The organism is Streptomyces atratus (assembly GCF_040655115.1).
GTDB classification, from domain to species: domain Bacteria; phylum Actinomycetota; class Actinomycetes; order Streptomycetales; family Streptomycetaceae; genus Streptomyces; species Streptomyces atratus_D.
In genome coordinates, this window is record NZ_JBFAJH010000002.1 from 107,816 (window position 1) to 128,766 (window position 20,951).

19 protein-coding genes and 2 pseudogenes are annotated in these 20,951 nt (G+C 71.2%); 12 read left to right on the forward strand and 9 right to left on the reverse strand.

All coding sequences use genetic code 11. The annotated features are described in order from the left end of the window. Window positions 1-126: 126 nt before the first annotated feature. Complete coding sequence (locus tag AB0I23_RS03475; protein ID WP_359106441.1) at window positions 127-1,032, forward strand: VOC family protein; 906 nt, start codon at window positions 127-129, stop codon at window positions 1,030-1,032. A gap of 175 nt (window positions 1,033-1,207) precedes the next feature. Then, window positions 1,208-3,619, forward strand: coding sequence for a serine/threonine-protein kinase (locus AB0I23_RS03480; protein ID WP_359106443.1), 2,412 nt, complete (start codon window positions 1,208-1,210; stop codon window positions 3,617-3,619). Window positions 3,620-3,824: 205 nt separating this feature from the next. Here the strand turns inward: AB0I23_RS03480 and AB0I23_RS03485 are convergent, their stop codons facing one another. Then, on the reverse strand, window positions 3,825-4,445 hold the full coding sequence (locus tag AB0I23_RS03485; protein ID WP_359106926.1) for a hypothetical protein: 621 nt from the start codon (window positions 4,443-4,445) through the stop codon (window positions 3,825-3,827). 189 nt (window positions 4,446-4,634) lie between these two features. Here AB0I23_RS03485 and AB0I23_RS03490 point away from each other — a divergent pair, with 189 nt between their 5' ends. The 3 genes from AB0I23_RS03490 to AB0I23_RS03500 all read left to right on the forward strand — a co-directional run bounded on the left by AB0I23_RS03490 (window position 4,635) and on the right by AB0I23_RS03500 (window position 6,018). After that, window positions 4,635-5,183 (forward strand): hypothetical protein, encoded by a 549-nt coding sequence (locus tag AB0I23_RS03490; RefSeq protein WP_359106445.1) that lies wholly within the window; start codon window positions 4,635-4,637, stop codon window positions 5,181-5,183. Between the two features lie 152 nt (window positions 5,184-5,335). Continuing rightward, a complete protein-coding gene (locus AB0I23_RS03495) occupies window positions 5,336-5,623 on the forward strand; it encodes a hypothetical protein (protein WP_359106446.1) in 288 nt (95 codons plus the stop codon). After that, a complete protein-coding gene (locus AB0I23_RS03500) occupies window positions 5,623-6,018 on the forward strand; it encodes a hypothetical protein (RefSeq protein WP_359106448.1) in 396 nt (131 codons plus the stop codon). Before AB0I23_RS03495 ends, AB0I23_RS03500 begins: the two co-directional genes overlap by 1 nt. A 60-nt stretch (window positions 6,019-6,078) precedes the next feature. On the opposite strand, the gene AB0I23_RS03505 is transcribed toward AB0I23_RS03500, so the two are convergent. From AB0I23_RS03505 to AB0I23_RS03515, 3 genes are all read right to left on the reverse strand, one after another. Next, on the reverse strand, window positions 6,079-6,255 hold the full coding sequence (locus AB0I23_RS03505; RefSeq protein WP_359106449.1) for a hypothetical protein: 177 nt from the start codon (window positions 6,253-6,255) through the stop codon (window positions 6,079-6,081). 190 nt (window positions 6,256-6,445) lie between these two features. After that, window positions 6,446-6,619: a hypothetical protein gene (locus AB0I23_RS03510; RefSeq protein ID WP_359106450.1), complete on the reverse strand. Its 174-nt coding sequence runs from the start codon at window positions 6,617-6,619 to the stop codon at window positions 6,446-6,448. A gap of 201 nt (window positions 6,620-6,820) precedes the next feature. Continuing rightward, window positions 6,821-9,784, reverse strand: coding sequence for an AfsR/SARP family transcriptional regulator (locus AB0I23_RS03515; protein WP_359106452.1), 2,964 nt, complete (start codon window positions 9,782-9,784; stop codon window positions 6,821-6,823). A 298-nt stretch (window positions 9,785-10,082) separates the two neighbouring features. Between AB0I23_RS03515 and AB0I23_RS03520 the strand changes: the two are divergent. Continuing rightward, window positions 10,083-10,208 (forward strand): annotated as a pseudogene (locus AB0I23_RS03520) (amidohydrolase family protein); the annotation flags it as partial. On the opposite strand, the pseudogene AB0I23_RS03525 reads toward AB0I23_RS03520, so the two are convergent. Together AB0I23_RS03525 and AB0I23_RS03530 are read right to left on the reverse strand one after the other, a co-directional pair. After that, window positions 10,201-10,278, reverse strand: a pseudogene (locus AB0I23_RS03525) (MerR family transcriptional regulator); the annotation flags it as partial. The pseudogenes AB0I23_RS03520 and AB0I23_RS03525 overlap by 8 nt on opposite strands. Window positions 10,279-10,398: 120 nt before the next feature. Beyond that, window positions 10,399-10,602, reverse strand: coding sequence for a cold-shock protein (locus AB0I23_RS03530; protein WP_037693088.1), 204 nt, complete (start codon window positions 10,600-10,602; stop codon window positions 10,399-10,401). A gap of 374 nt (window positions 10,603-10,976) precedes the next feature. Here AB0I23_RS03530 and AB0I23_RS03535 point away from each other — a divergent pair, with 374 nt between their 5' ends. From AB0I23_RS03535 to AB0I23_RS03550, 4 genes are all read left to right on the forward strand, one after another. Continuing rightward, window positions 10,977-11,855, forward strand: a complete 879-nt coding sequence (locus AB0I23_RS03535) for a menaquinone biosynthetic enzyme MqnA/MqnD family protein (RefSeq protein ID WP_359106454.1) — start codon at window positions 10,977-10,979, stop codon at window positions 11,853-11,855. 370 nt (window positions 11,856-12,225) lie between these two features. Then, the gene (locus tag AB0I23_RS03540) at window positions 12,226-13,947 is read left to right on the forward strand and encodes a serine/threonine-protein kinase (protein ID WP_359106456.1); all 1,722 of its coding nucleotides are present in this window, start codon (window positions 12,226-12,228) and stop codon (window positions 13,945-13,947) included. 72 nt (window positions 13,948-14,019) lie between these two features. Beyond that, window positions 14,020-15,219: a cyclic dehypoxanthinyl futalosine synthase gene (gene mqnC / locus AB0I23_RS03545; RefSeq protein ID WP_359106458.1), complete on the forward strand. Its 1,200-nt coding sequence runs from the start codon at window positions 14,020-14,022 to the stop codon at window positions 15,217-15,219. Between the two features lie 207 nt (window positions 15,220-15,426). After that, window positions 15,427-16,080 carry an amidohydrolase family protein gene (locus AB0I23_RS03550; RefSeq protein ID WP_359106460.1) on the forward strand — a complete coding sequence of 218 codons (654 nt, stop codon included), beginning with the start codon at window positions 15,427-15,429 and terminating at the stop codon, window positions 16,078-16,080. A gap of 15 nt (window positions 16,081-16,095) precedes the next feature. Here the strand turns inward: AB0I23_RS03550 and AB0I23_RS03555 are convergent, their stop codons facing one another. Genes AB0I23_RS03555 through AB0I23_RS03565 form a run of 3 tightly spaced genes read right to left on the reverse strand, consistent with a single transcriptional unit; the run spans window position 16,096 to window position 18,444 of the window. After that, window positions 16,096-17,013, reverse strand: coding sequence for a DUF3152 domain-containing protein (locus AB0I23_RS03555; protein WP_359106462.1), 918 nt, complete (start codon window positions 17,011-17,013; stop codon window positions 16,096-16,098). Then, window positions 17,003-17,923 carry a hypothetical protein gene (locus AB0I23_RS03560; protein WP_359106464.1) on the reverse strand — a complete coding sequence of 307 codons (921 nt, stop codon included), beginning with the start codon at window positions 17,921-17,923 and terminating at the stop codon, window positions 17,003-17,005. The genes AB0I23_RS03555 and AB0I23_RS03560 overlap by 11 nt, the downstream gene beginning before the upstream one ends. Window positions 17,924-17,934: 11 nt before the next feature. After that, window positions 17,935-18,444 carry a SigE family RNA polymerase sigma factor gene (locus tag AB0I23_RS03565; protein ID WP_359106466.1) on the reverse strand — a complete coding sequence of 170 codons (510 nt, stop codon included), beginning with the start codon at window positions 18,442-18,444 and terminating at the stop codon, window positions 17,935-17,937. A gap of 146 nt (window positions 18,445-18,590) precedes the next feature. Here AB0I23_RS03565 and AB0I23_RS03570 point away from each other — a divergent pair, with 146 nt between their 5' ends. Next, entirely contained in the window at window positions 18,591-19,286 is a 696-nt protein-coding gene (locus AB0I23_RS03570) for a demethylmenaquinone methyltransferase (protein WP_359106468.1), read from the forward strand. A gap of 354 nt (window positions 19,287-19,640) precedes the next feature. Further along, complete coding sequence (locus tag AB0I23_RS03575; RefSeq protein ID WP_359106470.1) at window positions 19,641-20,924, forward strand: geranylgeranyl reductase family protein; 1,284 nt, start codon at window positions 19,641-19,643, stop codon at window positions 20,922-20,924. Window positions 20,925-20,951 lie beyond the last annotated feature (27 nt).

The window sequence follows — 20,951 nt, forward strand, 5'->3', positions numbered from 1 at the left end:
GACGCGACGGCCATGGAACTCCGATGTCGAATCTTCGTTCGACAGGAGTCGTTCGCTGCGCGGCACATGCGGTGCGCGGCTACGTTGGGTGTGACGAGCGTCACTGCTATGGAAGGACCCGGGCCCATGGCCGCATTCCCGCGCTCCGCGCCGTGCTGGGTGGACGCGCAACTCCCCGACCTCGAAGCGGGCAAGCGTTTCTACGGCGGGCTCTTCGGGTGGACCTTCCGGGCCGGGGACGCCGCCGAGGGTGCGTGCGCCGAGGCCCTCAGCGACGGCAAGCTCGTCGCCGCACTCGCAGCGAAGCAGGACGGCCGGATGCCGACCGCCTGGGGCATCTACTTCGCCACCGACGACATCGTCGCGACCGTCGCCCTGATCCGGCAGGAGGGCGGCCAGGTCATCACCGAGCCCGTCCGGGTCGGCCGCGCGGGCGTGCTCGCGCAGGCCGCCGACCCCGGTGGTGCGGTCTTCGGGCTCTGGCAGGCAGGTGACCGCAGCGGTTTCGAGAAGCAGAACGAGCCCGGATCCTTCTGCTGGACCGAGGTGTACACCCGGCAGAAGGACCGCGTCGACGCCTTCTACGAGAAGGTCTTCGGCTTCCGGGGAACCGATCTCGGCGAGCCGGGCACCGGTGAGTCGAGCACCGATCACGGCGAGCCGGGCACCGGCGCCGCGGGCCCCGTCGAGTCCGGCTCCGCCGAGTCCGGCACCGCCGAGTCCGGCTCCGGCGGTGCGGGTGCCTCCGAGTCCGGCGCCGACTTCCGGATGTGGTCCCCGGAAGGCACCGAACCCGGACCCGGCACCGCGATCGGCGGACGCAGCGTCATCACCGACGCGTTCCCGGCCGAAATGCCCAGCTACTTCCTCAGCTACTTCGCCGTCGAGGACTGCGACGCCGCCGCCGAGACGGCCGTCGGGCTCGGCGGCCGGGTCTCCGCGCCGCCCTTCGACATCCCGTACGGGCGGATGGTGATCCTGCACGACGACCAGGGCGCCGAGTTCGCCGTACTTCAGCACCCGGTGTCCTGATAGACGGCAGAGTGACATGTGACACCCCGATCCGCCCCCGGGTTCGCAACCATCGCATCGGCCAGGAACAATCAGGGAGCGCACCGCCGGGTGGTGCCCAGTGGTGAGACGCTGCACAGGGCGGGTTTTTCGCGGACTTCTGTTCCTGAGGTCCGTACGGGGAGGTGGCAGGCAAGTGGTGGAGCAGCTGACGCAGCACGACCCGAGGCGGATCGGCCCGTTCGAGGTGCTGGGACGGCTCGGGGCCGGCGGCATGGGGCTGGTCTATCTCGCCCGCTCGGCGTCCGGCCGACGGGTGGCGATCAAGACCGTACGTACGGAGCTCGCCGAGGACCAGCTCTTCCGGGTCCGCTTCACGCGTGAGGTGGAGGCCGCCCGCGCGATCAGCGGCTTCTACACGGCCGCCGTGGTGGACGCCGACCCGCGTGCCGCCGTGCCGTGGCTCGCCACCGCGTACGTACCCGCCCCCTCGCTCGAGGAAATAGTCAATGAGTGCGGCCCGATGCCGACCCAGGCGGTGCGCTGGCTGGCCGCCGGGATCGCCGAGGCGCTCCAGTCCATCCACAGCGCGGGCCTCGTCCACCGCGACCTCAAGCCGTCGAACGTACTGGTGGTCGAGGACGGTCCGCGGGTGATCGACTTCGGGATCGCGTCCGGAGTCTCCAACACCCGGCTGACCATGACCAACGTGGCGGTCGGCACCCCCGCGTACATGTCGCCGGAGCAGGCCAGGGACTCGCGCAGTGTCACGGGCGCGAGCGATGTGTTCTCGCTCGGTTCGACGCTCGTCTTCGCCGCCACCGGGCATGCGCCGTTCCACGGGGCGAACCCGGTCGAGACGGTCTTCATGCTGCTGCGGGAGGGCCCCGATGTGGAGGGGCTGCCCGACGACCTGCGGCCGCTGATCGAGTCCTGCATGCAGATGGACGCCGGGCTGCGGCCCAGCCCCGCCGATCTGCAGGCCCAGCTCGCCCCGCACCTCTTCGCCTCCGGCGGCGACGACAGCGGTACGGCGTCGGCGTGGCTGCCGATGTCCGCCACGGCGATGATCGAGCAGCGCCGCGGCGGGGGGCGCGCGGTGGCATCCGTCGCCCCGCCCGCCCCGCCCGCCCCGGCGCCCGCTCCGGTGCCGCCGCCGCCCCAGCAGCCGCCGCCGGGTGCGGACTGGGAGCCGGCGTGGCGCAGCGGCGCGGACCTGAGATCGCCGTCCCCCGCCCCCGCACCTTTTCGGGCGGCGGAGTCGGACGGGGGCGGTCCGGTGCGGCTGCCCGGGGCGAAGGTGCCGATCGGCCCCGGACCGCGTGCCGCGGACGTACGCGCGATGGCCGGCGCGGAGGCGGGTCCCGCGACCGGGTGGGTGCGCCCGCCCGCCGGGCCGAACGGCGCGGCCCCGGCCGCCGCCCCGCTGCCCGCTCCGGCGCACGCCCCCGATGCGGCGCCCGCGGAGCCGGACCGCTGGCGGCCCTGGCGGTTCCGGATGTCGAACGACGTGTGGGGCACGCCGGTCGTTGCCGGGGACCTGCTGTACGTGACGTCGTTCGAGGTGCACGCGCTGGATGTCGGCAACGGGCGGCGCCAGTTCAAGACCCGTGACGTCGCCTGGTCGATGACGCTCGACGGCGGCCGCATCCACGGCTCCGACGGCCCCTCGCTGTACGCCCTGGACGCGCTGACCGGCGCCGAACGCTGGCGTCTGCAGACCGACGCCTGGGTGTACTCGCTCAAGGCCGACCGGGGCACCGTCGTCACCGGCACGCGCGGTGGCGGCGTCCAGGCGTGGGAGGCGTCCACCGGCGAGAAGCTGTGGGAGACCGGAGGCGTACAGACCGACTTCGAGACGGCCGAGGCCGGGCCCGCGATCCACGACGGCACGGTGTACCTGTGGCAGGACGCCCGGCTGCGTGCGGTGGACGCCCGTACGGGCATCGAGCGCTGGTCGTACCCGATCGGTGACGCGGCGTCCTGCGGGGGTGTGCCGGTACGGGTGACGGCCGCCGCGGACGGCTATGTGTACGTCGCCGCGGGCACCCGGGTCCTCGCGGTGGACACCGCGTCGGGGCTGGTGCGGTGGCACTTCGAGTCGCCCGCGGTCTTCCTGTCCCCGCCCGCGTTCGCGCCGGGGCCCGCGGTCACCGGCGGCGGGGTGTACCTGGCCGACTACCTCGGCACGGTGTACGCACTCGACGCGACGACCGGCAAGGACCGGTGGCGCATCGCGACGGAGGCGCGCCAGTCGATCGAACCGGTGCTGGTCACGGCGGGCAACGTCCATGTCGGCAGCGGCAGCGCGCTGTACACGCTGGACGCGGTGACGGGTACCCCGAAGTGGCGGTTCGCCGCGGGCGGCGAGGTCGTCGGCGCGCCGGTCGTCGCGGACGGCCGCGTCCACTTCGGTTCCGCGGACCACGTGCTGTACACGCTGGACGCGGCGGGCGGCCAGCTGCGCTGGAAGCTTGCGACGGGCGGCGAGATCACGGGGTCGCCGGTGGCGAAGGGCGGCGTGGTGTACGCGTGCAGCAAGGACCGCTGCGTGTACGCGCTGGACGCGCTGAAGGGGACGGGCACGGGGAACCGGGCACGGGCGTAGGCGTTCACCGGGCCCGCCCGGCGGCCGCTTTGTCCTCAACCGCCGGACGGGCTCGATTTCCCCGCTCGTCCGGCACGTATCGGCCCGTCCGCAGACCCCGGCCCATGCACGCACCCCGGCCCGTCCGCGTGCGCGCACGGAACCGTGTGCCACGGGGACAAGGCGATTCAAGGGCGCGGGGGCCGCCCGGGCGGCCGCTGTGTCCTCAATCGCCGGACGGGCTCGACCGGCCCGGCGGGCGGTGCGGGTCCTGGGCCTCTGGGCCCGTGTACGGGTCAGCCTCAGGCTCCGGCAGGGGACTCGTCTGCACCGATGGCCCCGGCTCCTGCGTCGGCGGCCACGTGTCCGGATCGTCCGACCCCGGCGCCGGGTAGGGCCGCTTCCGGTCCACGCGCCCCGGATGCCTGTGCCCGCCCCGCCGCCCCGACATCACCGCAGCCCCCACCAGCATCAGTGCCCCGCCCACCGCGGCGGTCGCCACCCCCACCTGCAGCCCGGACCCGTCCGCCGCCACCGTCAGGCTCCCGGTCGCCTGCCCCTGCCGCACCATCCACAGCACGGTGAAGCCGAGGACGACGCCCCCCGCGCACGCGACCAGCAGCCGGGACCGGAGCACCACGCCCACCACCGTCACAGCCGCAGCGAAGAGAAGCGGCAGCCAGACCGACCCCCACAGTCCGGGCCGCGCACCGCTGATGCCGTTGAAGAGGTCCGCGATCCGGTACTGCCGCCCGAGGCGGCCGTCGTACCAGTCACGGAAGGGGCTCAGCACGGCGGCCGCCGCTCCTGCGAGAGCGACGACCGAGCCGAGGACGTTGCGGATCATCATCGGCCTCCTGCGGTTGTGCGGACCGGCGTCGCGCGTCAGCACCGCTCTCGGCGTCGACGCTACGCCGGGCCCCTGACCCCCGCCACCAGGGGCGTACGGGCCGGACGGCCCTTCCAGCGCGCCATGCGTTAGTGTCGCGCGGTCGTTCGACAGCAACATGACAACAACACAAGGGGGGCTGCATCGATGATGCGGCAGCATCTGAAACTCTCGGCGGTCCTGGTGGTGGTCGTGCTCGCACTCACCGGCTTCTCGACCTCGAGCCTCACCGGCAAAGGCCGAGGCGGCAGGAGCCACGGTTCGAGCAGTAGCGGCGGCGGCTGCTCCAACTCCAAGAAGAGCAACGGAAGCTACCACCACAACGACTACGACGACGATGACTACGACGACTCGTCGAGCAGCTCGTCCGGCGGCTCCACCTACGAGACCGCGACCCCCGGCGCCACGGCGACCGACGCGCCCCAGGCGACCGTGATCCGGTGCGCCCAGCCCCGCAAGGGCAAGAGGCGGGCCGTGACGTCCTCCACCGTCCGGGTCAGCTCGAGCGAGCTCGGCACGCACAGGTACAAGGTCGATGTCACCTTCCTCGACGCGCTCGGCAAAACCGTCGACACCGGCGAGGCGAAGGTGGAGCTGACGGACGTCGACAGCGCGACCGTCTCCGTACGGATGGACAGCCCGAGCAAGGTGTCCCGGGTGAAGAAGTGCCGGGTCGAGGCCGAACTCAGCCACTGACCGCTGCCGACGGGGGCGCCCCGGTCGATCCCCGTACCCCTTCGTGCGGCATCGCAGCCACGGTACGGGAGAGGCGTGCGGCGGCGCGTGTGCTTCACCGGATGGGGTGAATCGGACGTCCAGGTGGCAGAGCTGGGAGTATGGTGATTGGTATGGCAACCAAGAAGTACACGGTCACTCTGCCGGAGGAGCTGGCGGAGGAGATCCGCAGTGAGGTCGGCCCCGGTGCGTTCAGCGCGTATGTCACGCGCGCCATAGAGCGCCAGCGCGAGCATGACCGGCTGGGGGAGTTGGTGGCGTGGATGCAGGAAGGGGGCGGACCGCTCACCGAGGAGGAGCAGGCGGCGGCCGCGGCGGAGCTGCGTGAGATCGAGCAGTGGTTCGAGGAGCGGGAATCCAGGGCGCAGGACGTGGCGCAGGGCGGGGCGGAAGCGGCCTGATGCCGGACATGACGTTTGTGCTGGACAGCGAGGCCTTGTCCAGGGCCGTACTTCGGGACCGGGCGATGACGGGCATTCTCACCAAGGCGCACCAGTCAGGAATCCGCGTGGTGACGAGCTCCATGACGCTCATCGAGGCCTACCACAGCAAGATCCGGCGACCTGTATGGAACTGGGCGATGTCCAGGGTTGTCGTGGAGCCAGTGACCAGGGACGTCGCAGACGAGGCGATCGGACTACTGGGTGCCACCGGGCTGCATGGCCACAAGTACGCCATCGACGCTGCGCTCGCGGTGATCGCGGGGCGTCAGCCGGGCCGGGTGGCGGTCTTCACCTCGGACGAGGACGACATGGGGAAGCTGTGCGGGGCGAGGGTGCAGGTGCGGGGGCTGTAGGCCACCGGAAGCGGAAGAGGCCCGAGCTATTGGCTCGGGCCACTCTCGTGTGCGGGTGGCTCAGGTGGCGTGCTGGTCCTGCGTGGTGACGGATGTGTCGCCGGTGGCGTGCTGGTCCTGCGTGGTGACGGGTGTGTCGCCGGTGGCGTGCTGGTCGGCAAGAGCCGGGGAGGTCGCTCCGAGGCCGAGGGCCACGGCGAACGCGGCGGCGACGAGCGTCTTCTTCGTGCGGGTCATTCCAACTCCTGGGATAGGAGAGAGCTTCCGGACGTGAAGTGACGCTAGTGACAGGGGGGGGCGATGGCGGTACCCCTCAGTCGCGAACCAGCCGAACATTGACTCGATTGTACTGATGGTGTGCGGACATGCAGCGGCCGCGACGGCTCCCCCTCCGCGCCGCCGCGGCCGTCCCCCGTGCGGGTTAGGTCTAGTTGGGCTTCGGCGTCGACGCGTGGGCGTCCAGGGTGGTGATCTCCTCGCCAGATGCGTGCGCGTCGGCCGGCTTGAGGGGTTCGCTCGACGCGTGGGCGTCCTGCGTGGTGATCTCCTCGTCGGATGCGTGCGCGTCGGTCGGCTTGAGGATTCCGCTGTTGTCGGCCATGAAGGTCAACTCCTGAAAGTCTGGGTGTGGATGGGTGTGCCCGTCCGGCGGTTCCCCCGTGGATCGCCGGACGGGCATTCCAGGGCCGTTCACCCTAGCGGTGAGGCCACATGACGATCCGTCTGCCCCCCGACGCGGCGGATCGATGAGTAAGAGAGTGCCGTGCGGCGATAAACGAATGATGAACGCGGTGCGCGAACCTCAGGTCACTGCGACTGGATGCAGAAGGGCGCGCACACTATTGGCTTCGGTCGACCCGAGCTCATCGAAGACTGTGAGTGCCTCACGCCAACAGGCCTGCGCCCGATCGGTCTGGCCGAGGGAGGTGAGACTGAGGCCAAGCACGGTCAGAATGTTCGCACGTCTCCACTCGCCCCCGATTCCGTGCAGTACGGCGAGGGCTTGCTCTGCCTGAGCGGCAGCTTGCGCAGGTTTGTGTTCGGCCAGGTCCGCTTCTGCCAGCCGGAACAGTGTCATGCCGTGCCAGAACCGCTGCCTGCTGTCGCGGAAGACGGTCAGGGCCTCGGTGAGTACCTGCCGCGCCTGGGCGGTTTGGCCCGCACCGGTGAAGGCCAGGCCGAGAGCGTATTTCCCGTTGGCCAGGCGGAGGGCCTGCTCCCTTCCGTCCGACTCGTAAAGAGAGATGCCTTGCTGGGCCAGGCTGACCGCACTCATCTTTCGGTCCGTGGCCAGGTGAACCCTGGACATATTGCAAAGTGCCGATGCTTCACCCGACTTGTTGTCGTCCGCTCGGAAGGCAGCCAGAGCTTGGGTGAAGTAGTCCTCTGCGTCGGCGTGGCGGTTCTCGTAGAGGGCGATGATCCCGAGTTGGTTGGGTGCCTGACTGGAAGAGACCGGATCTCCGGCGGCCAGCCCCAATTCCAGGGCCCGCCGTGCGTCGTGCTCCGCAGCGGCAAACCGGCCCGAGATGCTGTGCACATGGGTCAGCATGGTGCGCGCGCGACCCTCCGCCTGAACGTCTCCCGCAGTCCGGGCTGCCTCGGAGACCGCAGTTGCCGCTTGGGTGAACTGGTGTGAATTGGCCCCTGATTCGCCCAGATCCACGGCGGCCATAAGGAGATCAGCGGCTTTCCGGAGCATGCCTTGCGCCGCAGACTGCCGAGCGCACGCAAGCAGTCCGCTGGACTCGCTGAAAAGCCAGTCCAGCGCCCCTGCGGGGGTCGAGAACGATAGCCCTGGGCAGAGCGTAGGTTCGAAGTGGTCGAGCACGCGCTCCCCAGGCCGCTCCAATGCATACACCCCCGCCGCCGTGGCCAGATAGAAGTCCAGCAGCCGCGACAGCGCCAACTCCCGCTCCTCCGGCGGCTGTTCGTCCCGTTCCGCGCACGCACGCGCGTAGAGCCGCACCAGGTCGTGGTAGCGGTACCTGCCCGGCGCCGCTGACTCCAGCAGCGACGTGTCGACCAGGGACTCCAGCAGATCCTCCGCCGCGTGCACCTCCAGGTTCAGCAGCGCTGCCGCTGCCGCCAGGGAGATGTCCGGGCCGTCCGCCAGGCCCAGCAGGCGGAACGCGCGGGCCTGGGCCGGCTCCAGTTGGCCGTAACCCAGTTCGAAGGTGGCCTTCACCGCCAGGTCGCCCGCCTGGAGCTCGTCCAGGCGGCGTCGCTCGTCCGCGAGTTTGGCGGCGAGGACCGAGACCGTCCAGGTGCGGCGGGCGGCCAGGCGGGAGGCGGCGATGCGGATCGCCAGGGGGAGGAATCCGCAGGCGGCGACCACGTCCAGGGCGGCCTCGCGCTCCGAGCCGACCCGTTCCTCGCCGACGATCCGGGTGAAGAGCTGGAGTGCCTCCTCGGGGGACATCACGTCCAGGTCCACCAGGTGCGCGCCCGCCAGGTCGACCATGCGGACGCGGCTGGTCACCAGGGCCGCGCAGCCCGCCGTGCCGGGCAGCAGGGGGCGGATCTGCGCCGCGTCGTGCGCGTTGTCCAGGAGGACCAGGATGCGGCGGCCGTCGAGCGTGGAGCGGTACAGTGCCGCCCGTTCGTCCAATGAATCGGGGATCGCCGAGTCGGCGGTGCCGAGGGCGCGCAGGAACGCGCCGAGCACCGTCTCCGGCTCCGCCGCCCGTGCGCCGGCGCCCTGCAGGTCGACGTAGAGCTGGCCGTCCGGGAAGTGCGGGCGGGCCTGGTGGGCGACGTGCACGGCCAGCGTCGTCTTGCCGACGCCGCCGATGCCCGCGAGCGCCGATACGGCCATGACCGAACACTCCGCCGTCGCCAACCGGTCGCCCAGTTCGCGTACGAAGGAGGCGCGTCCGGTGAAGTCCGGTACCGTCGCCGGGAGTTGGGCCGGGCGGACGGCGGCGGGCGCGGGCGCCGCCTCGTCGGCCGGGTGGGCCAGTTCCTCGTCGGCCTGCAGGATCCGCTGCTGGAGCTGCGAGAGCTCCGGGCGCGGATCGACGCCGAGTTCGTCGGCGAGCAACCGTCGCGTGTCGGCGTACACGGCGAGCGCTTCCGCCTGGCGGCCGCTGCGGTACAGGGCGATCATCAGCAGTTCGCGCAGCCGCTCCCGCAGGGGGTGCGCCGCGGTGAGCGCGGTGAGTTCGGAGACCGCCTCCGCGTGGCTGCCGACCTCCAGATCCAGGTCGAGCCGGGTCTCGGTGAGCTGGAGCCGCCACTCCTCCAGTCGCGTGCGCTGGTATTCGGCGTACGGCCCCGGGACGGAGGCCAGCGTTTCGCCGTCCCACAGCGCCAGCGCCTCGTTGAGCAGGGTGCGGGCCCGGCACCGGTCCCCGCCCGCCCGCGCCTCCTCCGCGTCGGCGGCCAACTCCTGGGCCCTCGTGAGGTCGAGCGCGTCGGGCCGGTTCCGTATGGCGTATCCGCCGGCGTTGCTGATCAGCGTGGACGGGTCGAGGATCTTGCGCAGCCGGGACGCGTACGTCCGTACGGCGGCGAGCGCCTGGGACGGGGGCTCGTCGCCCCAGATGGCGTCGATGAGTTCGGCGGCGGTGGCCGTGCGTCCGTCGCGCAGCAGCAGCGCTACCAGCAGGGCCCGCTGCTGCGGCGAGCCGGACGCCAGCGGTTCGCCGTCGCGCCAGGCGTGTACGGGGCCGAGCACGGCAAACCGCAGGCCGGTCCCCGTCGTCTGCTGCCGCGCAGCGCGCTGTTCCGGAACGCGCACACGTGGTCCGTGGTCACGGTCCATTGATGCCCCCTGTCCTGCTCGCCCCGTCAGTTCTGCCGGTCGCGCCGATCCCGCTGGTACTGCTGATCTTGATGGTCCCGCTGGTGTCTCTGCCCGGAATGACCGCTGCTGCGCCGATGTGGTCCGGATGGATCCGGATGGCGCCCTACCGCTGGTATCGCGCTCAACAGTCTGCCTTGTTATGGGCGGACGCGTCAGCAGTGGGTGACGCTCTGCACAAGCCCTCGACAACGATATGGAACCGGGGCCGAGTTCAGATGGCTGACGGTGCGTCAGATCGGCAGCTGTCGTGGTACCCGTGGATACCTTCCCGAAGATCACCTCGGTGGACGACCACACGGTGGAGTCCGCTCATGTCTGGCGGGACCGGCTCCCGTCCACGTACCTCGACCGCGGCCCGCGCATCGTCCGCGCCCCGGTCCGACCTGTTCGTCGAGGACGGCCTGCACCTGCTGGAGCGTGAAGCCGAGATCCTTGAGGGCGATGACGCGGTGGGCACACGGTGCCTGCACCGGGACGGGGCACACAAGGCAGGAGCCCCGCTCCTCCGCCGAGGCGGGGGAGCGGAGCTCCTTGGGTACTGCATGCCGGCCGCGATCGGCCGACCCGGGCAACTAGGCCGGGCTGACGTTCTCAGCCTGCGGGCCCTTCGGCCCCTGAGTGACGTCGAAGTTCACGACCTGGTTCTCCTCGAGGGAGCGGAACCCGGACGCGTTGATCGCGGAGTAGTGGACGAAGACATCCGGGCCGCCGCCGTCCTGGGCGATGAAGCCGAAGCCCTTTTCAGCGTTGAACCACTTGACGGTTCCGGTAGCCATAAGCCCTCCTTGGGCCAAAGGGTTGCCCTGCTCCAGAACCTGCAAAGAAGTCTGAAAACTACAAAAGCCTGCGGGTTACATGCTCCGCAGGCTCTGTACTGCAAGGGAAACCAAACTGCAACTTGCGTCGAGCCTAGCACGCAGCGTGCGCGGAACGGTAGAGGGAAAGATCACTTCACCCGGATGTTTGATTGCCCTGCCGAAGGGCCGACGAAGACGGGGGCCGGAGGTGGCTCCGGGGTGTCGTTCGGGTGACGCGGAGGTGCCCCGAAGGCGCGTCGGGGCGCGGGGCCGGAACGCATGGGGGAGTGGGTTCGGGCGAGCCCCGGAGGCCCGGTGGCGGCGGGATGCCCGCGCGGGTCTAGCCTCGCGATGTGGACAATTCAACCGTCTCTCCCGCAGCAGGCGACGACCGTCGCAGCAGGCCGCGCGTCGGTCACATCCAGTTCCTGAACTGCCTCCCCCTCTACTGGGGCCTGGCACGGACCGGAACCCTGCTCGACCTGGAGCTGTCGAAGGACACCCCGGAGAAGCTCAGCGAGCAGCTGGTACGCGGTGACCTCGACATCGGCCCGATCACCCTCGTCGAGTACCTGCGCAACGCCGATCAGCTCGTCGCCTTCCCCGATATCGCGGTCGGCTGCGACGGGCCCGTCATGTCGTGCGTGATCGTGTCGCAGCTGCCCCTGGAGCAGCTCGACGGGGCCCGGGTGGCACTCGGTTCGACCTCGCGCACCTCCGTGCGCCTCGCTCAGCTGCTGCTCGCCGAACGGTACGAGGTGACGCCGGACTACTACACCTGCCCGCCCGACCTCGGCCTGATGATGCAGGAGGCGGACGCCGCCGTGCTGATCGGCGACGCCGCGCTGCGCGCCTCACTGCACGACGCGCCGCGCCTCGGTCTGCAGGTCCATGACCTGGGGCAGATGTGGAAGGAGTGGACGGGGCTGCCGTTCGTCTTCGCGGTCTGGGCGGCCCGCAAGGACTATCTCGCCGCGCACCCGGCCATGGTGGAGGAGGTGCACCGGGCGTTCCTCGCCTCGCGGGACCTGTCGCTGGAAGAGGTCACCAAGGTCGCCGAGACGGCGGCGCGGTGGGAGGTCTTCGACGCGGAACTGCTGGAGCGGTACTTCACGACGCTGGACTTCCGCTTCGGTCCGGACCAGCTCTCGGGCGTACGTGAGTTCGCCCGCCGGACCGGGGCGACGACCGGTTTCCCGGTGGACGTGAACGTCGAGCTGCTCGACCACTGATCCGGCAGCGGCCGCTGCGCGGGGGGAATGGCCCCGGGCACGAGGTGAATACTGAAGCTTCTTCCGGGCTTCCCCGTTCCCTCCCGCGCTGTTTATCGCACTGCCCGCGGATTCCTTTCCGGCGAATGCCGCGAATGCCGCGGCCGGACAGCTCGTACGCCCTATCCCGAATAGGGGACGGCGTACGAGGTGAGTCGGGGTCGAGTCCCGGATTCGATCGAGTGAACGATTCATTCGCGCCTTTTACCGTGTCGAAATCCGCGGTTCGTTCCCATAGGGGTGAAATCGGCCGATGGTTTCTCTGTGATCGCAGGACCTCCGACCCCTAGGCTTCGGTCGGAGGTCCGGCCGGTCCACAGGGGGAGTCCATATGCAGCCGCTGGAAGCCGGCGAACCGCTCACCATCGGTGCCTACCGGTTGCTCGGCAGACTCGGTGCGGGCGGCATGGGCCGGGTGTATCTGGGACGCAGCGCGGGCGGACGCACCGTCGCGGTCAAGGTCGTCCATCCGCACTTCGCACTCGACGAGCAGTTCCGTGCCCGGTTCCGGCGCGAGGTCGACGCCGCGCGGCGGATCGGCGCCCAGTGGACGGCGCCCGTCCTGGACGCCGACCCGGACGCACCCGTGCCGTGGGTCGCCACCGGCTACGTCGCCGGACCCCCGCTGTCGGCCGCGGTCACCGAGCACGGGCCACTGCCCGAGCAGGCGGTACGGGCCCTGGGCGCCGGACTGGCGGAGGCCCTGGCCGCCGTACACGGGCAGGGGCTCATCCACCGCGACGTGAAGCCGTCCAACGTCCTGCTCGCCCTCGACGGCCCCCGCCTCATCGACTTCGGCATCGCCCGCGCGATCGACGCCACCGCCTCGCTCACCTCCACCGGGGTCTCGGTCGGCTCGCCCGGCTACATGGCACCGGAGCAGATCCGGGGTCTGGAGATCTCGGGCGCCGCCGATGTCTTCTCGCTCGGCGCGGTGCTCGCGTACGCGGCGACGGGCGACGCCCCCTTCCTCGGCGACTCCTCGGCGGTGCTCCTCTACAAGGTGGTGCACGAGGAACCGGAGCTCGGTGACATCGAGGGCGAGCTGCGGGACGTGATCGCCACCTGTCTGGCGAAGGACCCGGCGCGCCGGCCCACCCCGACGGAGCTCGCCCGGCAGCTGGTACCCGGCGGGGCGGCGGCAGCGGTGGCGGCGGGCTGGCTCCCCGGACCGCTGGAGCGTGAGGTCAGCCGCTCGGCGGTGGCGCTGCTGGACCTGGAACCGCAGGACGGGCCCGTGCAGTCGGGACCGGTGCCGTTCAGCAACGCCTCCCTCACCGCCCACGGCTCCGCCGACGGCAACGGCGCGCTCGGAGTGTTCGGGCCGCCGATCGAGCCGATCCGCCCGCCCCGGACGTTCCCGTCGGCCGAGGCCGGGGGGGACCACACCTCGGGCGGGCTGCCCGGCCCCCGCACCTCCGGCTCCCGGTTCTCCGTCACCGTCGGCGCCGACTCCGGACCCGGCCCCACCGACCGGAGCCGCGGCCGCAGGCTCAGCTGCACCGTCGCCCTCGCCGTGGCGGGCGCGCTCGCCGCCGTGACCGTCGGCAGCGCCCTCCTCCTCGACCTGCTGCCGGGCGGCAGCGACGCCGAGCACGGCGAAGGGGTCGCCCAACCCCCCGCTGCGTCCTCCAGCGCGTCGCCGAACCCGGCGGGCCCGGGCCCGGGCCAGGTCACCGCGCTGCCCAAGACCTTCGTCGGTACCTGGAAGGGGCCGCTGACCGAGAAGACGACCGGACAGCCGCACGGCACCCTGACCGCGGTGTTCACCGAGGGGAAGAAGGGCACGGACGTCGTCCGGATGAACACCACCATCTCCACCCTCGGAGTGACCGTCAGCTGCAACAGCATCGCGGAGCTCTCCTCCGGTACCGCCGAGGAACTGACGCTCCGGGAGCGCGCCGACCCGGACCGGCCCGGTACCGCCGGGCTCTGCACGGACACCACGACCGACGTCACCTTCACCCTCGCCCAGGACGGCACACTCCGCTTCCGGTCCGAGGAGCGGGGCGCGGGACTTCCGTACGGCACACTCGCCCGGTCCGACAACTGACCCCGGGAGGGGCTGGCGTAGGCTGAACCGGTCCATGGATCCGTTGAAAAACCGCCGAAAGGTGACAGCCCGGTGACCGAGAAGGCCGACCTCCAGCCCATCCTCGACCGAGCCGCCGAAGGCGGCCGGATCACTCCGGAGGAGGCCCTCGACCTCTACCGGTCGGCGCCCCTGCACGCGCTGGGCGCGGCCGCCGACGCCGTGCGCCGACGCCGCTACGCCGGTACGGAGCACATCGCGACGTACATCATCGAGCGCAACATCAACTACACCAACGTGTGCGTCACGGCCTGCAAGTTCTGCGCCTTCTACGCCGCACCGAAGGACACCGCCAAGGGCTGGTCCCGCGACCTCGACGACATCCTGCGCCGCTGCGCGGAGACCGTCGAGCTCGGCGGCACGCAGATCATGTTCCAGGGCGGACACCACCCGGACTACGGCGTCGAGTACTACGAGGAGCACTTCTCCGCGATCAAGAAGGCGTTCCCGCAGCTGGTCATCCACTCGCTGGGCGCCTCCGAGGTCGAGCACATGGCCCGGATCTCCAAGGTCTCCGTGGAGGAGGCCATCCAGCGGATCCACGCCGCCGGTCTCGACTCCTTCGCGGGCGCCGGCGCCGAGCTGCTGCCGGCCCGGCCACGCAAGGCGATCGCCCCGCTCAAGGAGTCCGGCGAGCGCTGGCTGGAGATCATGGAGGCGGCGCACCGGCTCGGTGTCGAGTCCACCTCCACGATGCTGATGGGCACCGGCGAGACGAACGCCGAGCGCATCGAGCACCTGCGGATGATCCGCGACGTACAGGACCGGACCGGTGGCTTCCGCGCGTTCATCCCGTACACCTACCAGCCGGAGAACAACCACCTGAAGGGCCGGACGCAGGCCACGCTCTTCGAGTACCTGCGGATGATCGCCATCGCCCGGCTCTTCCTCGACAACGTCGCCCACATCCAGGGCTCCTGGCTGACCACCGGCAAGGAGGTCGGCCAGCTGTCGCTGCACTACGGCGCCGACGACCTCGGCTCGATCATGCTGGAGGAGAACGTCGTCTCCTCCGCCGGTGCCAAGCACCGCTCCAACCGCCTGGAGATCATCGACCTGATCCGCAAGGCGGGCCGTGTCCCGGCGCAGCGCGCCACGACGTACGAGCACCTCGTCGTCCACGACGACCCGGCGAACGACCCGGTCGACGAGCGCGTCGTCTCGCACATCTCGTCCACCGCGATCGAGGGCGGCACCGCGCACCCGGAGCTCAAGCTCCTCAGCGCCAACTGAGGCCGACCGGCACATGGGGGGTGGGAGAAGGAACGGGGCCGGGTGCGTGCACCTGCAAGGCGGAGGATTGAGGCATGGCGAATGGGGCCTCCCCTGCTCGAGCGAAGCCGAGAGCTCGGGGAACATGGTGATTGACGACAGCGCGGCAGATGCGCGTGCCCAGCCCCGCGACGCCGCCCCCCATGTGCCGGCCGGTCCGGGGCTGCTTTGCTGACCGTTCACGCCGCGCCGCTGGTTCTTCCGGTCGGCGCGGCTGCCGTCACGCAGGGCGCGGTCGCCGTGGACGGCGACCGGATCGTCGCCGTGGGACCGTACGACGAGGTCGTCGCCGCCCACCCGGCGGCCCGGGTCCGCACCTGGCCGGGCGTCATCACACCGGGACTGCGGCAGTGGCACGGGCTCTGGCTGCTCACCCGCTGCTACCATCCCGACCCGCGCGAGGCGGACGAGCTCGGCGACCGGCCGCTGTGGGGCGAGGCGTTCGAACGGCTGGCCGGGGAGATGGACGCGGCGCGGCGGGCGGGCAGCGTACGGCGCGGACTGCAGCAGATGCTGCGGCACGGCACGACGCACCTCGCGGGCCGCTTCCACGACCCGGCCGTCCGCACCGCCGTGGCCCGCTCGGGTCTGACGGAGGTCTCGGCCGTCGGCGCCCCCGGCATCCTGGTCGGCGAACCGAGCCTGGACCCGTTCGTGGAGGGGTACGACCTGTCCGGTTCCGTGCACGGCCCGCTCACCGTCGGCGGCCGCGCCGACCTCGCCGTCTTCGACGTACCGGACGAGGACGCGCTCTGTGCGGCGGGCGCCGGGGCGTGCATCGCCACGGTGCTGGGCGGGCGGCTGGTGTACCGGCGGCGGTAGTCGCTCCGGAGCCCGTCAGGGAACGGACGGGCCACCCAGGTACCTGCCCGTGGCCGTGTACGGCCAGGCGTTGGCGACGCACCCACGCAACCCGTCGATCTGCTGCATCATCGCGGGCGCGGGGCGTCCCGGTCCCGGGCAGGTCTCGTGGCCGTGGCCCAGCCAGTGGCCGACCTCGTGGTTGATGATCAGTGCCCGGTACTCGGCGAGCGGCCCGCCGAACTGCGGCGACCCCTGCATCCACCGCTTCAGGTTCACCACGACCGTGCTGCCGACGCGGCAGTTGACCTCGCCCCGCGTGTGCAGCCCGTACGCCCCGCAGAGCCGGTCGACGGTGTCCGGCGTCGCGATACGGATCACCAGACCGGCCGGGCCCGAGCCGACCTGCTGGAACGCGTCGTGCCCGGTGCGGGTCCAGCCGCGGGGGTCGGCGAACACCCCGGAGACCGCGGCGGCGGCCGGACCGGTAGCCGGACCGCTGCCCCGCTCCACCTCGACGCGGTAGCGGTGGACGGTGCCCGTGCCATGAGCGGCCGCGGACGCCGGGGCGGCGGTGACGAACGTGCCGGAGCCGTGGGCGGACACGGACCCGGACGGGTTCCGCGTCCCGGCCGCACGCTTTTGCGGCTCGGCCTTCTTCTCGCCGTCGCGGGAGCCGGCTGTCGAGCCGACGGGTTCCGGACTGCCGGGCACGGAACGGGAGCCGGGCTCGACGGCCGTGGCCGACCGGGTCACCGACGGCCGCGGGGTGTTCGACGCCGCCGACGCCCCGTCCCCGCCGCCCCACGGCCCCCACACCAGCGCCCCGCAGAGCAGCGCGCCCGGCACCGGCACGGCGCCCACCACCCGTATCCGGGTCCGTCGGCGGCGGGCGCGCCGGGTCGCGCCGCGGCCGCGGCCACGCGCCCGGCGTCCCCGTGCCTCACCCACCACGGACGGACTCCTGCTTCGGCTCCATCGGGTACGCGTCCGCGTAACGCACCAGGTTCAGGAAGCGGGGGTCCCGTGCGATGTGGAGCAACTGGTCCGCGGTGACCGGCGCCGAGACCATGGAGGAGTCGTCGCCGTCGGCCGAGAGGAGGACGGTGCTGTGCCCGAACTCGAAGCGGACGCTCACACCGACGATGTCCTTCCCGTCCTTCGAGTTCCCGGCTGCGGTGACGGCGCGGGCCACGATGCCGTCGGGCAACTGTGCCTCCTCGCACCGGTACTTCTTCTCCGGGATGTCCTGGCAGGGGGCGCCCTCCGGGCTGCCGGACGAGTCACCGGTGGGGCGTACGGAGAAGACGACGGGGAAGACGCTGCCCTTGGACGCGCCCTGGTACCGGCTGACCGCCAGATCGACCGGGCGGACGGTACCGAACGCCGCGGGCAGCATCGTGTCGAACAAGGCCGCCGCGTCCTGCTGGAACTGCTCCAGCCGCCTGCGCTCGGCGGCGGGCAGGTCCGCCATGGACGACTCGCCCGGGGTGGGCTCGACGTGCACCGGCGTGCGCGGAGGCTCGCTGGGAACGGAGGTCGGCTTGACGACGTCGCTCGCGGGCCCGGTGGGGGTGGGCGACGCGGACGCGTCGCTGCGGCCCGGGGCGGGCGCCCCGACCTGTGCGGTGCCGTTGCCCGTGCCCCAGGACGGCAGCGTCGCACCGAACACCCCGAGCGCCACCACCCCGGCCACCCCCGCGCCGATGGCCGCCCGCACCCTGGTGCGGCGCCTGCGCCCCTCGGCGAGTGCGACCGGTACCAGGTCCGGCAGCGGTGGCGCTCCCTCGGCCGCCTCCGTCATCGCCTCCCTGATCCGCTGCGTCCCGGTCTCCTCCGGCGCGCCGTGCGAAAACATGTCCATGACGGTTCTCCTCAGCTGCGGGTGGTGTAGAGGTACCGGTCGCCCAGCCGCGTACGCAGCGTGGCGAGCGAGCGCGAGCACTGGCTCTTGACGGTGGACTCGCTGCAGCGCAGCAGCTCGGCGACCGTCTGCACGCCCAGGTCCTCCCAGTAGCGCAGGACGACCATCGCCCGGGCGCGGGGCGGCAGTTCGGCCAGGGCGGTCAACAGCGTCACCGTCAGCTCGGGACCCACCACGGGGGGTGGGGCGTCGACCCGGCTGTGGGCCAGGAAGTCGCGGAGCCGCCGTCGGCGCTCGGCGAGATACGTCCGGGTGAGGACGGTGCGCGCATAGGCGGCGGGATGGTCGGCGGCGCTCGCCCGGTGCCAGTGCTGGAACAGCTTGGCGAGCGTCGTCTGCGTCAGATCGCGGGCGCTCTCCGCATCACCGCACAGCAGATATGCGGTCCGGTACAGACGCCGTTGGTTCGCCCGGGCGAACTCCTCGAAGCCGGTGGAGTCCCGACTGCGCTCTGCGATCATCTGTCCCCCTCTCCGGTTTCTGGGTGGTCTCACCCCTGTACTGAGTGGCGTCGCGCCCAAAAGGTTGAAGCCGGCTTCCGAGCGGCTCCGGGCGCCGACGCACGACCGGCGCGAGGCGTCCGCGGCCGGGCTGCTTGAATGGGCGGGTGACCCGAGCATCCCTGGACAAGCAGCCGCACGAAGTCGCCTCGATGTTCGACGACGTGGCGGCGAACTACGACCTCACCAACGATGTGCTGTCGCTCGGCCAGGCCCGGCTGTGGCGCAAGGAGGTAGCGAAGGCGGTGAACGCCCGCCCGGCGGAGAAGATCCTCGACCTGGCCGCGGGCACGGCGACGTCCTCGCAGCCGTTCGCCCACGCCGGGGCCTACGTCGTGCCGTGCGACTTCTCGATCGGCATGCTCCAGGTCGGCAAGAAGCGGCACCCGTGGATGCCGTTCACGGCGGGCGACGGCACGAAGCTGCCCTTCCGTGACGATGTCTTCGATGCGGTCACGATCTCCTTCGGCCTGCGCAACATCCAGGACACCGAGGCGGCGCTGCGCGAGTTGTACCGGGTGACGAAGCCCGGCGGTCGTGTCGTGATCTGCGAGTTCTCGCATCCGACGTGGGCGCCGTTCCGCACGGTGTACGAGGAGTATCTGATGCGCGCGCTGCCGCCGGTGGCGCGAGCCGTCTCCTCCAACCCGGACGCGTACGTCTATCTCGCCGAGTCCATTCAGTCCTGGCCCGACCAGCCGGCCCTCGCGGACATGCTCCGGAAGGCCGGCTGGTCGAAGGTGGCCTGGCGGAACCTCACCGGCGGCGTCGTCGCGCTCCACCGGGGTTCCAAGGCTGTCTGAAGCCCCGGGCCCTGCTTCGCGTACATGCCGTAGCCGCCGACACCCGTGTACTCGCGACGACCGCCCTGCGGTCGACCAGACGCTCCATGACGTGACGCTGGACCGGGACATACCGCTGGAGCAGAGCAGGGCGAGGGTGGCGGCTATGAGGGAGCCGCGCAAGGTGGTGATCTTCTTGACTGTCACGGACGATGATCGTGCCGGCACCGTCCGCGAGGGGGTAGCGGGTATCCGGACCGGGTCGGCCGCGACTCACCCGCACCCACCCGCCCTCCGGCTCCAGGTGGCCCCCCATAGACTGCACGGGACAGGTGCCGCGCGGCACGCGATTTCGAGTCTTCGGGAGATCCGACCGTGACCGAGCCCCTCTCCGAACACAGCGCGGATGTGATCGTCGTCGGGGCAGGCCCAGCCGGCTCCACGACCGCGTACTACCTCGCCAAGGCCGGACTCGACGTTCTCCTGCTGGAGAAGACCGCCTTCCCGCGCGAGAAGGTCTGCGGCGACGGTCTCACCCCGCGCGCCACCAAGCAGCTCGTCGCCATGGGCATCGACATCTCCGAAGAGGCCGGCTGGCTGCGCAACAAGGGGCTGCGCATCATCGGCGGCGGCGTCCGCCTCCAGCTGGACTGGCCGGACCTCGCCTCGTACCCGGACTACGGACTGGTCCGCAAGCGCGACGACTTCGACGAGCAGCTGGCCCGCCAGGCGCAGAAGGCGGGCGCCCGGCTGTACGAGCGGTGCAACGTCGGCGCCCCGATCATCGACGAGCGCACCGGACGCATCACCGGCGTGAACGCGAAGTTCGGTGAGGAGAAGACCCCGGTCACCTTCCACGCCCCGCTCGTCGTCGCCGCCGACGGCAACTCCACCCGGCTGTCGCTCGCCATGGGCCTGCACCGCCGCGAGGACCGCCCGATGGGTGTCGCGGTCCGTACGTACTTCACCTCCCCACGCCACGACGACGACTACCTGGAGTCCTGGCTGGAACTGTGGGACCGGCGCGGTCCCCAGGACCGGTTGCTGCCCGGCTACGGCTGGATCTTCGGCATGGGCGACGGCACGTCCAACGTCGGCCTCGGCATCCTCAACTCGTCGTCCGCCTTCAAGGAGCTGGACTGGCGTGAGGTCCTCAAGGCGTGGTGCGCGTCCATGCCGGAGGACTGGGGCTACACCCCGGAGAACATGACGATGCCCATCCGTGGCGCCGCGCTCCCCATGGCGTTCAACCGCCAGCCGCACTACACCAAGGGGCTGCTGCTCGTCGGTGACGCGGGTGGCATGGTCAACCCGTTCAACGGTGAAGGCATCGCGTACGCCATGGAGTCGGGCCAGATCGCCGCGGACGTGATCGTCCAGGCGCACGCCCGCGCGACCCCCGCCCAGCGCGAACTGGCGCTGCACAGCTACCCGAAGATCCTCAAGGAGACCTACGGCGGCTACTACACGATGGGCCGCGCCTTCGTGAAGCTGATCGGCAACCCGAAGGTCATGAAGATCGCCACCCAACGCGGACTGACGCACCCGCTGCTGATGAAGTTCACGCTGAAGATGCTCGCCAACCTCACCGACCCGACGGGCGGCGACGCGATGGACCGCATCATCAACGGCCTCTCGAAGGTGGCCCCGAAGGCCTGACCGCCCCTCCCGTTCGCTTCCTCGCCC